A 14,350-nucleotide genomic window follows, 5' to 3' on the forward strand; every position below is an offset into this window, starting at 1 on the left:
GTTGTACGCTGTTCATTTGAGTTTAATTTATATTTAATATTTATATTGAATTGACACATCCAGTCTTTAACGCACCAGCTGATTGCCTGCTGCCTCATCACCCAACCAATTGCCCAAGGGATGCTCGCCTTTAGAATAAGGGTTCACAAAGTGCTGATGAATGTAATTCTGACCTTCGGTACTGAGACAGTCGGCTAATGAACGCGACCATTGCGGATTGCGATCTTTATCAATCAATAGCGCACGTACGCCTTCTCTAAAGTCAGGATTGGCCGCACAATGCACCGCCACATTGGTTTCTAAATATAGAACCTGCTCTATCGATAAATCTGTGACTTTATGATAAAGCGCATAGGTCAAAGCAACAGTAACTGGGCAACCTTGGCGATAAGTAGTCACTGCTCGCTGCGTCCAGCTATCTTCAGCAAAGTTTGCATCTAGATTTGCCAATGCCTCGTCGCTTTGTAGGAGCGCATCAATATCGCCTAGACCGCCGCTATTCATCAACTGCTGGATAGGCTGCCAGTATGTTGCTAGCTTACTAGCAGTCAACTCGGCAACAGGCTGTGATGCCAGTGCGCGGCTAACGATACTGTAGGCGCTATTGTTATCGCATTTATCCGTACTACTAGCTGCAACCTGCCAATCGCTCTGTCTTAAACGTTGTATGACGACATCATAATCACTACTGGCGACAGCATACTCTGCAAGGTTAGCCAACATTGCGTCGTTGCCGTTACACATCGCACCCGTTAGCCCTAAGAACAAACCTGCTTTGGCTGGCATACGCTGCAAAAACCAACTGCCAGAAGCATCGGGGAACAGTCCAATGGTCACTTCTGGCATCGCAAAGCGAGTACGCTCGGTGACCAGACGATGGCTGCAACCTGACATCAATCCCATACCACCGCCCATAATAATGCCGTCACCCCATAGTATTAATGGCTTAGTATAAAAGTGCATTTGGCGGTATAGACGATATTCATGGCTGAAAAACTCAGTCGCATAAGGGTTTGGCATTGGCGCAGTTTCCGACATACTGTCATAAAGCTTGCGGATATCCCCGCCAGCACAAAACGCCTTATCGCCTGCTCCTTTTAATAGTATCGCCACTACTTGCTCATCACTTTTCCATTGCTCTAACTGTTGTGATAACAATTGACACATCTCAACACTTAAGGCATTGAGTGATTTTGGGGTATTTAACGTCATGATACCAATGAGATGGCCACACTCTGTCGGCTCAGTATCAAACAATACAGGCGCTGCTTGTTCTGTGTTTTCTGTTGCTGCTGTCATAAAAGAGACCTACCAAAATTAAAATGAGTAAAGTAAATATCAGGACATGCCTACAGACTATTTATTTTGCCAAGTAGGTTTGCGCTTCTCTAAGAATGCTTGTACGCCTTCGCGCTGATCGTTGGTATCAAACAATTTAACAAAAGCTTCGCGCTCATGGATAAGGTTTTGCGCAGGCGGGGTATTTCTAGCAGCTTGAATAAGTGTTTTAGAATAACTAACGGCAACGGGTGATTGCTTAGCGACTTTTTTCGCCAATGCTTGTGCTGCTTGTAGCCCTTCTCCTTTAGCAGCGACTTCTTCAACCAAGCCGATACGTAACGCTGTCTCTGCATCGATACGCTCGCCGCACAATATCATGCGCTTTGCCCAGCCTTCACCCACTAAAGCTGTTAGATTCTGTGTGCCACCCGCGCATGGCAATAAACCAACACCAGCTTCTGGTAAGGCCATCTGTGCATGTGCTTCTGCGATACGGATATCGCATGCCAACGCACACTCAAGTCCGCCGCCCATGGCATAGCCGTTGATAACCGCAATACTGACACCGCGATAAGCCGACAATGCTTCAAACGCGTCGCCAAAAGCGATGGCCATGCTAATTGCTCGACCCTTGTCACCATCCGAGAAATTATTTAAATCTGCACCCGCTGAAAAGAACTTCTCACCATCGCCATGAATGATTAAGGCATAAACATCATCATTGGCGTTAAGATCAGTCACCAGCTGCTTTAGCGCTGGCAGACTATCCATTGTCCATGTATGGGCTGGCGGGTTATTCAATGTCACAGTAGCAGTATGACCGTCAATCGATAACTTGAGATTGGTATAATCCGTCATAAATAATCCTTTATTTTATCTGAATTTGGTATGGTTTATTGGTTAGGCGCTAGGTACAAAAGCTGCAGCTAATCATAGCTAAGCCAGATTAGCTGACTAGGGCGTGTCTTCATTTCAAAAATGGTGATAAAAATGAGATAAATTGCCGTCAAACAAGAAAAATAGTGCAGATAATATCGGGATATTAACCAGCTATTTGACGATGTTTGGCAAGATTTAGCCATTTTTAGCCCATTTAGATGACTATCGATTGAATTGAAGACACGCCCTAATGCAGTTAACGTAATTGATCCAACGCATCGTCCTGCAATAGCTGACGCGAGACAATCACTCGCATGATCTCATTAGTGCCTTCCAAAATCTGATGCACACGCAAATCTCGTACATGGCGCTCAAGTGGATATTCATTTAGATAGCCATAACCACCGTGTAGCTGTAGTGCTTCATTGGCGACATCAAAACAAAGGTCAGTCGAGAGACGCTTTGCCATGGCGCAGTAGGTAGACGCTTGTCCATCATTGTTATCGACTTTACTAGCCGCCAAATACAGCATTTGCCGTGCAGTAATGGTTTGCGTCAGCATGTCAGCAAGCTTAAACTGTACTGATTGCAAGCTGGCAATCTGGCTACCAAATTGACTACGCTCCTGCACATAATTGGTTGCGGTCTCTAGCGCTGACTGTGCCGTACCAACTGCACAGATACCGATATTGATACGTCCACCATCTAAGCCTTTCATAGCGATACGAAAGCCTTGACCTTCCTCGCCTATTAAGTTTTCTGCTGGCACTTTGACGTCTTTAAAGCTAATAGTTCGCGTTGGCTGCGCTTTCCAGCCCATCTTATGCTCATTTTTGCCATATTCAATACCTGCGCTATGCGCATCGATAACGAATGCTGAGATGCCCTTTGGCCCTGCACCACCTGTCCGTGCCATCACTACCAAGACATCAGTCTCACCAGCACCGGAGATAAAGGCTTTTTCCCCATTAAGCACATAATGGTCGCCTTGCTTATCAGCCTTGGTACGCAATGAGGCCGCATCAGAACCGGCATTCGCCTCCGTTAAGCAGTAGCTGCCAAGCCATTCACCGCTGACCATCTTCGGCAAATATTTTTTGCATAGGACATCACTACCATATTCACCGATCATCCAGCCTGCCATATTATGAATGCTCATATAAGCCGCCACGGACGTATCACCCCATGCCAACTCTTCAAAAACCATAGCAGAATCTAAGCGCGGTAATCCTAAACCGTCATAGTCTGGATTGGTATACAGCCCCAAAAACCCAAGCTCACCTGATTTTTTGATAACATCGACTGGGAAATGTGAGGTGCGATCCCACTCAGCGGCATTTGGCTTTAGCTCTTTTTGCGCAAACTGTCTGGCAGTTTGGCGAAAGGCAATTTGGTCGTCTGTCAATGAGAAATCCATAAGATCATCCTTGTGCTTGCAAAGCAAATATGGTGAGTCATTCGTTTAATATCGTTTATACAGTATAGCAGTGGCATAACGACCATCACAAAATTATGCTTTGATATTAAAAAACATATTAAACATGATTGGCGCTATACCACACGTATAGTGGATTAACGATTAAATTGAAATAGTGGTATTGACGCCGCGGCTCGCCTCATCATCAAACCAACGTGCAGTTACCGTCTTGGTCTGAGTATAAAACTGAACGGCTTGCTTACCATAAGGACCGAGATCACCGAGCTTACTGGCACGTGAGCCTGAGAATGAGAACATCGGTAGCGGCACAGGAATCGGCAAGTTGATACCGATTTGACCGACCTGAATGTCTTGCTGGAATTTATGTGCAGCAGCGCCTGACTGGGTAAAGATAGCCGTACCATTACCATGTGGATTGGCATTAAGCAGCTCAATCGCTTCATCAAGGCTGGCGGCACGCATAATACAAAGCACTGGACCAAAAATTTCTTCTTTATAAATCTGCATATCACTTGTGACATTATCAAAGATAGTTGGCCCGACGAAGTTGCCTTTTTCATAGCCCTCGACGGTGATACCGCGACCATCAAGCAACAGACTAGCGCCTTCTTCTACACCCGTACCAATCAAATGCTCAACACGAGCCTTGGCGGCAGGAGAAATAAGTGGGCCTAAGTCTTTATCATGCTTACCAGCTGAGACGATTAAGCCTTCTGCTTTGGCTTTAATGTCATCAATCCACTCACCAGCAGCACCGACTAACACCACGACTGACAGCGCCATACAACGTTGACCAGCAGCACCAAAGGCGGCACCCGCTAGTTGATTGAGCGTTTGCTCTTTATTGGCATCAGGTAAGATAACGCCATGGTTTTTGGCACCCATCATACACTGGGCACGCTTGCCTGATTTGCTGGCACGCTCGTAGACGTGTTTGCCAACGTTGGTTGATCCAACAAAAGAAACCGCCTTGATATCGGGATGGTCACAAATAGCATCAACGGTCGCTTTGCCGCCATGTACCACGTTTAGTACGCCTTCGGGTACGCCCGCTTCGACTGCCAGCTCCACCAAACGCATGGTGACCATTGGATCTTGCTCAGAAGGCTTTAAAATAAAAGTATTGCCCGTAGCAATCGCCATCGGGAACATCCAAAGCGGAATCATCGCTGGGAAGTTAAAGGGTGTAATGCCTGCACAAACGCCAAGTGGCTGCCAAATACTGTAGGTATCCACATCTGAGGCCACGTTTTCAACGAAATCGCCAACCTGTAAATTTGCAATACCTGCGGCATGCTCGACCACTTCTAGGCCACGGAATACATCACCACGGGCATCTGCAATCGTTTTGCCTTGTTCAGCGGTCAAGATTGCTGCCAGTTCATCCATATGCTCACGGATCAACGCTTGGTATCTTAAAAAGATACGAGCACGAGTGGTAATCGGTGTTTTGCGCCAAGTCTGAAAAGCCGCTTGGGCAGCAGCAACGGCTTGATTGATTTCATCATCTGTGGTCTGCGGGACTTTAGCGATGACTTCTTGGGTGGCAGGATCGGTGATATCAATCCACTCGCTGGTATTAGAATCAACAAACTGGCCATTGATGAGCTGCTGAACGTGGTGCATAAGATATCCTTATCTTGTTTGCGAGACTACCGCGTAACGGTGTCTTTATAGTTATGAGGAGGATTAAAAATTCATAGGTTGCTACAAATCACGTTAATTATAAAATGATTTATTACGTATCGTTATTGACTATAACAATAAAACAATTTTAGGGTCAAGGGCTTTGTTGAAGTTTTAGTAAAGGAGTTCCTTCTAAAGAAAAATATCCTTGTTAGTATGGGCGCTGGTAAAAGCCTATTAGCCTCCCGAGTCGTATTTTTGACGGTAAATATCGACGCTAGACCTGAATGTCAAATCTGAACTTTAAACCTGAACGTTAAACATAGACATCATAAATTTATATCAGCCATTATCTATTGATATAGTCAAGGCACTGTTAAACCGCTACGGTGTTACCCGTCCTAAATGCGCTCAGTGTACTAGCTGCGGTCGGTCGCCTTGTAGCGATTCTAAAATTCTTTGACTATAGCTGAAACACCAAGAGTAAAATTTAAGAACAAAAAAAGCCCATGAGAGTCCATGAGCTCAAAGGTGAAATATGAGTAAAAAACAACATAAGTAGCAATATAAACAAGTTTTTTATATAAATTAAAGCGTTTACCTTGTTTCTAGGTAACAAACTATCATTCTACAAAGGATTAAAACGACCCAAACATTGTTCCTAAGGTAATCACTGTGATTAGTGCTATCAATGGGACTAGGACAGCCGTCACAAAGATATCTCTATAGGACTCTTTATGGGTGAGCCCACAAATAGCGAGCATGGTTATGATGGCCCCGTTATGTGGTAATGAGTCCAGCCCACCTGCTGCTAAAGAAGCAATACGATGCATCAGTTCAGGGTCAATATTATACTGCTCTGCTAATTGCATATAACTTGCGCCCATAATCTCTAAGGCAATACCCAACCCACCAGACGCTGATCCTGTGATACCCGCTAAAACATTAATCATGATCGCTTCAGATATCAATGGATTACCTGGCGCAAACCCCATAAGGTACTGTTTGATAATGGCAAAGCCTGCAAGCGTCGCAATAACAGACCCATAGCCTACCTCTGATGCCGTATTAAAAATTGGCAGTAAAGATCCCATAGCGCCTTTGTTTAAACTTTCTTTTACACTGTCCATTCTTCTAAAATTAAATGCCATAACAAAAATACAAGCCAAAACCAACGATAGAATTATGGACCAAATACCAATGACCGAGCTTAGTTCTACCCCTCCAAATTTTTCATCAGCTAAGTAGCTGTTGCTCCACAAAGGTATTATGATCTTTGAAAAGACATAATTGCCTGATATGACGATGACAATGGGCAATAGTGCTAGCCAGAAATTGGGTATATCATTGTTCGAAGGGCTGTCTTGTTCATTTAAAGTATGATTGCCATACCCTTCATTATTCACACGGGCAATACGAAGTTGGCGACTCATCCATAACATACCGCCACCCAGCATAATTATTGCGGCAATAATGCCTAATCCAGGCGCTGCAAACGCATCTGTCTCAAAGTAAGGCATGGGAATAGCGTTATGAATTGAAGGGGTACCCGGTAATGCGGTCATGGTCAGTGTTAAGGCACCAATACAAATCGCACCCGGTATCAATCTTTTGGGAATATTGACGTGTCTGAACAAAGCAGCGGCAATCGGGTATATGGCAAAAGTAACCACAAAAGCGGATACCCCGCCATAAGTAAGAATAGCGCAAGCCAATACCACCGATAGCATGGCATGCTTGTCTCCTAATCTTGTCACTAAAGTTTTGGCAATGGCATAAGCATAGCCTGAGTCTTGCATCAGCTTGCCAAAAATAGCCCCGAGTAAAAATAAGGGAAAGTACTTAACCGCAAAGCTGCCCATCCCCTCCATAAATATCTGGGTATACATTCCCATGCTTTGACTGCCAACGCCGCTTAGAACAACAGCTAGAATGGCAAGAACAGGGGCTAGTATTAAAACACTCACTCCTCGATAAGCAAAATACATTAACAAGACCAAAGACAATACGATGGCAAAAATATCCATAACAGCAACTTCCTTTAACGCAAACGAATAAGTCGTAGAAATGCACTAGGTAAAATTGGGTATTCTCTTAAAATGTGCCAGATATTCGACCATAGCTCCGACAGAGACTATTTTTGAATATCTAGCACACTTTAACCAATAAGACCTAGGCTGATTATTTTCTAATAATCTTTCATAGACTGCTTAATTGCATCAATCGCTGCTGGATTGTCGAGTGTTGACATATCTCCTGTGGGCTTGTTTTCGGCCAGCGCACGTATGGCGCGGCGTAGTATTTTACCAGAACGGGTCTTTGGTACTGATTGCGGAAAATAAACCGCTGCTGGACGCGCAATGCCGCCAAGCGACTTGACGACTGCGCCAATGATTTGTTGCTCAAGGCGAAAGCGGTTTTCGGTTGTGGCCACTTGGGTGTGGTCTCTTAGCACACAAAACGCGATGGGTAACTCGCCTTTGAGCTCATCATGAATGCCCACAACGGCACACTCAGCCATCTCAGGATGGGTGCTAATCGCCTCCTCAATCTCTTGAGTACCAATCCGATGACCAGCGACATTGATGACATCATCGGTACGGCCGAGGATATAAAAGCAACCATCCTCATCAGTTACGGCATAGTCTGATGTAGAGTACTCATTGCCATCAGCTAAACTAAAGTAGCTGCTAATAAAGCGCTCATCATTACGCCATACGGTTGTCAGGCAGCCAGGTGGTAGTGGCGCAGTAATTGCCAGCAAGCCTTTTTCGCCCGCAGCACAACGCTCGCCTGTTTTTTCATTGATCACATGCGCATCATAGCCATACATCGGATAACCAGGTGAGCCTTGTTTGTGCGGTTTATCATCAAATTTTGGGGTATTGCTTAGGATTGGCCAGCCGGACTCAGTCTGCCAGTAATGATCTAAAATAGGCACACCCAGATGTTTCTTTAACCAATCTGCTGTGGACTGATCAAGCGGCTCACCGGCTAAAAAGAAAGATTTAAGACTAGAGACATCATAGCGTGTCATCCAAGTTTCATCTTGCTTTTTGAGCATACGCACACCTGTAGGCGCGGTGAAAAGAATATTCACCTTGTTGGCCTCAACGATACGCCACCAGATGCCCGGATTGGGACGATGCGGTAGACCTTCGTACATAACGCTGGTCATACCTGCCAGCAATGGCGCATAAATAGTATAAGAGTGACCCACTGCCCAGCCAATATCGGATATTGCCCAAAAGGTCTCACCAGCTTTACCATCATAAATATAGTCCATCGAGGTCGTTAACGCCACGGCATGACCGCCCGTGTCACGCTGCACTCCTTTTGGCGTACCAGTCGTACCAGAAGTATAAAGTAAATACGATGGGGTGTTGGACTCTAACCATACGGGATCAACGATGGCATTGGCCTCGCAGCTGATGCGGCGCTCAGTCGCATAATCGATATCTATCGCTTGCGCTGCAAAAGGTAAAATACCACGATCAACGACCAATACATGCTCAGGCTTGGCTGTCGCTTGCTCTACCCCTTGATTGACAAGGTTTTTGTAATTGATAACTTTACCACCGCGCAGACCAGCATCGACCGTGATGACCATTTTTGCCTCGGCATCATCCATACGAATGGCTAAATTGTGCGCGGCAAACCCACCAAATACCACCGAATGAATGGCACCGATACGTGCACAAGCCAACATGGCATAAGCGGCTTCCAAAATCATCGGCATATAAATAATGACTCGATCGCCCTCTCCAACACCATGACGTTGCAGCACATCCGCGAAGTAGTTGACCTCTTTATACAAGTCATTATAGGTTAGGCGACGCTTGGTATAGTCTGTATAGAACTCAACGTTATTGCCCAAATCGCTAAAAGCATCAGCCACGGTGGAAAAGGTTTCTATTAGCTCTTGATTGATCTCTGAGGACAGCCAAATAAAAGCATCTTGCTCAGCACGATCAGGCAGGTGGCGATCGACGCAGTTATAGCAGAGATTGGTCTCACCGCCGACGAACCATTTAGCAAACGGCAAATTACTGTCATCAAGGATTTGTTCCGGCTCTTTATGCCAGTAGATACGTTTCGCTTGCTCTGCCCAGAATTGCTCGCGATCGTTGATAGAGCTGTGGTAAATATCAGCAAAGCTCGGGGTCTGAGTGGCTTGAGTTTGGCCATTTTCAGAAAGTTCGGTTGCCACTTGGTTGTTGATTGGGTCGCTCATAATAGCTGTCCTTAGCGTAAACAAGATATGATGCAATATAGTTTTGAATATAGTTGTGATAAACAATATCGTAATGAGGTACTGGTCATCCGTGCCAGAACTGAAAAACCGATACATAATGTATCGGTTTAAAATGTAGCAGAGCTAACAATAAAGGTCAACTGTTAAGCGTTTAATCTGTTCGATCATAATGAACATTTAAACACTTTAACAGCTGACGACTTTAGATAATAAGACACGTAAAGTTATACTTCGGTCTGATCGGCATACATCTCACGCATGACTTTTTTGTCGTGCTTGCCTACAGAAGTTTTGGGCAATTCATCAACGAACTTGAACTGACTGGGCACACCATACTTAGGAATGATACCGCGCTCTACCGCTTTCTCAGCAATGGCTTTGATATCTTCGACTTTGGTCTCTTGAGCATTAGGCTTGAGCACCACTAACGCCAATGGACGCTCGCCCCACTGTTTATCACGAACGCCAATGACCGACACATCAGCCACTGATGGATGTAGCGACAAAATCGTCTCAATCTCTAATGATGAAATCCACTCGCCACCTGATTTAATCACATCTTTTAGACGGTCCGTGATTCTAATGTAGCCATCAGGGCGTACATAGGCGATATCTTGAGTATGCATATAGCCGTTTTCCCACAGCTCTTTGCCAGCATCGTCATTTTTTAGATAGCTTTGGGTCAACCACGGTGCGCGCAGTACCAGCTCGCCCGTATTTTCTTCACCTGTACCAACTGGCTCATTATTCGTACTCCATATCTGGGCGTCCACCATAACTACTGGCTTACCAGTCATACAACGGCGAGCGATGTCTTCTTCTTCCGTCATTTCTGGCTCGTTGAGGCTAAATTCTGTCAGGCTAATGAGCGGCGCTGTCTCCGACATACCGTAGCCCGTATAGACTTCGATATCTTGCGCCAATGCAGATTTTGCTAACCCTTCGGTCAATCTTGAACCACCAATGATCATTTTTAGACCATTAAAACTGGCACCTCGATCTTGCGCTTCTTTGAGTACCATTTGCAAAATCGTCGGCACACAATGGGTGATGCTAACTTTTTCGTTGATGATTAAATCGAGCAAAGTATCAGGCGCATAACGTCCTGGATAGACTTGCTTTAGACCAACCATGGTCGCGGTAAAAGGAAAACCCCATGCATGCACATGGAACATCGGCGTCATCGGCATATAAACATCGCCGTTACTCACGCCTTGTTTGTTCGGTAACATACCCAGCGTGGCGGCTTCTGCCATACTATGTAGTACCAACTGACGATGACTAAAAAACACGCCTTTTGGATCGCCTGTGGTGCCTGAAGTATAAAAAGTCGTCGCAATCGTGTTTTCATCAAAATCTGGAAACTCAAAAGTGTCATCAGCGGCTTCTAGCAATGCCTCATACTCACCCGTTACGCGACTTTGGTTATCACCAAAAACGCCTTCTACCGTCATACCATTGTCATCTAGCCAAATGATATGCTCGATACTGGAGTTTTCAAACTGATAATCCTTCACCAGTGCGGCAAACTCAGAGTTCAGCATTAGCACTTTTGGTTTTGCATGATTGATGGTGTACAGCACCTTTTCTGGTGATAGACGGATATTGACGGTCTGCAAAATATACTGCGACATCGGCACCGCAAAGTAGGATTCTAAATAGCGATGGCTATCCCAATCCATGACGGCAACCACATCACCAGTATCAAGATTTAGGTCGGCTAAAACATTAGCCAAGCGATTGATACGATTAAACAGATCTTTATAAGTGAAGCGCTTTTTATCTGCATAAACGATTTCTTGATCTTGTGAGACGGTTTTGGCACGGTTTAACAACTGCTTAATCAGTAATGGGAACTCATAAGCAGCTGGCGCACTGTGATAGATATTTGACATAAATCTGACGTCCTTGTTAATTATTTACAGTAATTTTAATGGTTATTAAAGGGTTTGAGGCGAACTGAAATTATTATTTTAATAAAAAATATGCTCGACAAACCTTGTAATGATAGTAAGAAAAAACCTCAACCATGTAAAGGCTGCTTACGTAAGTATTAAGATAGTAGCTGTGATTTTTATGTCATATTTGACGGGCTATATATAGGTTAAGTGGTTCGGGGTTTGGTTTTTATCATGCCAAAACTGGCGACCGATAATGCCAATACTTGCACGAATAATAACAGCCATACGGTAAGTGACCATTGACCGCGCGCGTACGCTATCCCGCACAGCCATGCCCCTAGGGTGCCACCTGCATAATAGCCCATATAATATAAGCCAGAAGCCAGTGAGCGACCTTTTTTGACATTGACCGCGATATAGCTAATCGTTGCCGCCTGAGTGACGAACACGCCAGAGGACATAATCGCCAGTCCTACGACAATACCCCAAAGTGGCGTCACCAGCGTCAATAACATCCCAAATATCGACACAATAACGGCCACCCGAACGGTTCGTGCTGAACCGAATCGACGTAGCAATGTAGAGGACAATGGCGTAATGACTACCCCAATTAAGTACACCGCAAAAATATTGGCCAGCGCACCCGTACCGAGCTCATATGGCGTGCCTGTTAGGTGCAAATTAATAAAGGTAAAACAGCCAACTAATGAGAATAATACACAAGCACCAAGCAAACAGGCGGTCACAACGTAACGATTGGTCAAATGCTCACCCAGCGTCTGTATCGCTGAGTGAAAGTTCGGATTGGCCTCAAAGTGACGCGATGAGGGCAGCATTTTACCGACCCAGAGCGCACCTATCAGCGTCATCGCTGCCATCACATAATAGCCGGCACGCCAGCCGATAAGCTCGTGTAAATGCCCGAGCAAAAACCGCCCCATAAAGCCGCCAAATACCGAACCTGAGACATAAAATGACATCAACTCAGTGACAGCCCGACCCTCAAACTCTTCTCCGATATAGGCAATGGTCACCACGGTAATACCGGGCACAGAGAGTCCTTGTATGAAGCGCCATATACCCATCCAACCAATGCTAGGGCTTTGCGCAATGAGCGCCGTCGGTATCGCTAAAAATAGCAAAGCACCAACGATAAATGACTTACGCCCGACCGCATCAGAGAGCATGCCCAAAAACGGTGACATGATGGCGATTGCCAACACGGTTGCCCCAACGATCATACCGGCTTGCACTTCAGTCGCCGCAAAATCTACCATCAGGACGGGTAGCACCGCTTGAATAGAATACACTTGTAAAAAAGCGAACATACCAATCAAGCCAAAGGTGAGCTTTAACACCCATGACGTTGAATGATTTGGTGAGACAGAAGGCTGTGGAACGGTATTTTGAGTCTGGTCGTTAGAATGATTCACAAGAAGGCTGACTTTATTGGTTATGCCACGACAGTGATACACACCTGTTATTGGCTTGGATGAGAGACGGGTGACAGAGCTATGTTCTAAACACGCTGCACAATAAATCTAGTTGCACGATAAATCCAGAAGGTAAGACAGTCTCTTTAAATGATACATTCATATCGTAAAGACAAGCGGTTTATGTTATCACATCAAGCCATATACTCAGTTCTAGATGTGTTATTGGCACTACATTAGCTTTGTTATTTAACCATTAATTACCAACGATTTTATGTCTATGATGCCCACGTCATCTATAGAAATTCACTTCTTTAAAGCAGCCTCGCTTTACCTTTTAAATTTGCACTGCCACCTAGTCGCATTCGATACCGTGCAGACAGCGCACAGCTTTGACAATGACAAGATTAATGTCTACTATTGTTTTGCCTTAAGTATAAGATAAAACAATATAACTAAGCCGCTCAGCACAAGTACACGACTTTCACTTAAAAGAATATTTATCATGATAAAAAATGCTTGGCTTAAAAAAGCCACTATCGCCATGGGCGCACTGATTTTTTCTGTGCCAACTTTGGCTGAAGTCAGCTTATCAGAAACCACGACTATTTCAGCAAACGAAGCATTACCAACATTACCAACATTACCAACATTACCATCAGACTGTATTGCTGACAGCGCAATCACGGCAGCTGCTCTGTCAGATACTCGTGATAACGGCCCCTTCTCTGTCAGTACCAAACACGTTGCGCGCCAATCAGCAAAGGGCTTCGGTGGTGGCACGATTCACTACCCAACCGATGCTATCGGTTGCGGCTTGTTAGGTGCTATCGCTGTGGTTCCAGGTTACGTGTCTTACGAGGCTGCTATCAAATGGTGGGGACCGCGTTTGGCTTCTTGGGGATTCGTCGTTATCACTATCGATACCAACTCTATCTATGACGATCCGAATAGTAGAGCTACTCAATTGAATGCCGCACTAGACCACATAATCGCTGATGATACCGTTGGCAATAAGATAGATCCTAAGCGATTGGGCGCTATCGGCTGGTCTATGGGCGGTGGCGGTGCGCTTAAGCTAGCAAAGGAGCGCAGCACAGTACGAGCCATTATGCCACTCGCACCCTATCATGACAAAAGCTATGGCGAGGTAAAGACACCAACTTTAGTCATCGCCTGCGAGCGTGACCGTATTGCCACTAATGAGAAATATACCAATGTTTTTTATCATAATGCCACCGGCCCCAAGATGAAAATTGAGGTGGACAATGGCAGTCATTTTTGTCCAACCTACCGCTTTAACGAGATACTGCTGAGTAAACCTGGTATCGCCTGGATGCAGCGCTATGTCAATAATGACACACGCTTCGATAAATTTTTATGTGCCAACGAAAACTACAGCAAAAACCCTCGTATCTCTACTTATGCTTATAAAGACTGTTCGTAAAGCGGTGTATAGGAATGGTGACATTTGCTTTAATTACTCCTTTATTTGCGTACTATTATGACTTAACAAAACTTAATATGGCTTAAGAAA

General features: G+C 45.0%; 9 protein-coding genes. 1 reads left to right on the top strand and 8 read right to left on the bottom strand.

What is annotated here, in order from left to right; all coding sequences use genetic code 11:
- Positions 1-66: 66 nt before the first annotated feature.
- The 8 genes from JMY08_RS08425 to JMY08_RS08460 form a co-directional block, all read right to left on the bottom strand.
- Positions 67-1,299, bottom strand: a complete 1,233-nt coding sequence (locus JMY08_RS08425) for an enoyl-CoA hydratase/isomerase family protein (RefSeq protein ID WP_201592847.1) — start codon at positions 1,297-1,299, stop codon at positions 67-69.
- A 57-nt stretch (positions 1,300-1,356) separates the two neighbouring features.
- The gene (locus JMY08_RS08430) at positions 1,357-2,139 is read right to left on the bottom strand and encodes an enoyl-CoA hydratase (RefSeq protein ID WP_201592849.1); all 783 of its coding nucleotides are present in this window, start codon (positions 2,137-2,139) and stop codon (positions 1,357-1,359) included.
- A 277-nt stretch (positions 2,140-2,416) separates the two neighbouring features.
- A complete protein-coding gene (locus JMY08_RS08435; protein ID WP_010201119.1) occupies positions 2,417-3,577 on the bottom strand; it encodes an acyl-CoA dehydrogenase family protein in 1,161 nt (386 codons plus the stop codon).
- A gap of 162 nt (positions 3,578-3,739) precedes the next feature.
- Entirely contained in the window at positions 3,740-5,224 is a 1,485-nt protein-coding gene (locus JMY08_RS08440) for a CoA-acylating methylmalonate-semialdehyde dehydrogenase (protein WP_189584786.1), read from the bottom strand.
- Between the two features lie 638 nt (positions 5,225-5,862).
- Positions 5,863-7,251 carry a GntP family permease gene (locus JMY08_RS08445; protein WP_201592850.1) on the bottom strand — a complete coding sequence of 463 codons (1,389 nt, stop codon included), beginning with the start codon at positions 7,249-7,251 and terminating at the stop codon, positions 5,863-5,865.
- A 161-nt stretch (positions 7,252-7,412) separates the two neighbouring features.
- Complete coding sequence (locus JMY08_RS08450; RefSeq protein WP_201592851.1) at positions 7,413-9,458, bottom strand: propionate--CoA ligase; 2,046 nt, start codon at positions 9,456-9,458, stop codon at positions 7,413-7,415.
- 245 nt (positions 9,459-9,703) lie between these two features.
- Complete coding sequence (locus JMY08_RS08455; protein WP_194619924.1) at positions 9,704-11,374, bottom strand: fatty acid--CoA ligase; 1,671 nt, start codon at positions 11,372-11,374, stop codon at positions 9,704-9,706.
- A 209-nt stretch (positions 11,375-11,583) separates the two neighbouring features.
- Entirely contained in the window at positions 11,584-12,738 is a 1,155-nt protein-coding gene (locus JMY08_RS08460; RefSeq protein WP_201574497.1) for an MFS transporter, read from the bottom strand.
- A gap of 580 nt (positions 12,739-13,318) precedes the next feature.
- Between JMY08_RS08460 and JMY08_RS08465 the strand changes: the two genes are divergently transcribed.
- Entirely contained in the window at positions 13,319-14,260 is a 942-nt protein-coding gene (locus JMY08_RS08465; RefSeq protein ID WP_201592852.1) for a dienelactone hydrolase family protein, read from the top strand.
- Positions 14,261-14,350: the final 90 nt, after the last annotated feature.

This window comes from Psychrobacter sp. Pi2-51, assembly GCF_904846665.1.
Taxonomy (GTDB): Bacteria; Pseudomonadota; Gammaproteobacteria; order Pseudomonadales; family Moraxellaceae; genus Psychrobacter; species Psychrobacter glaciei.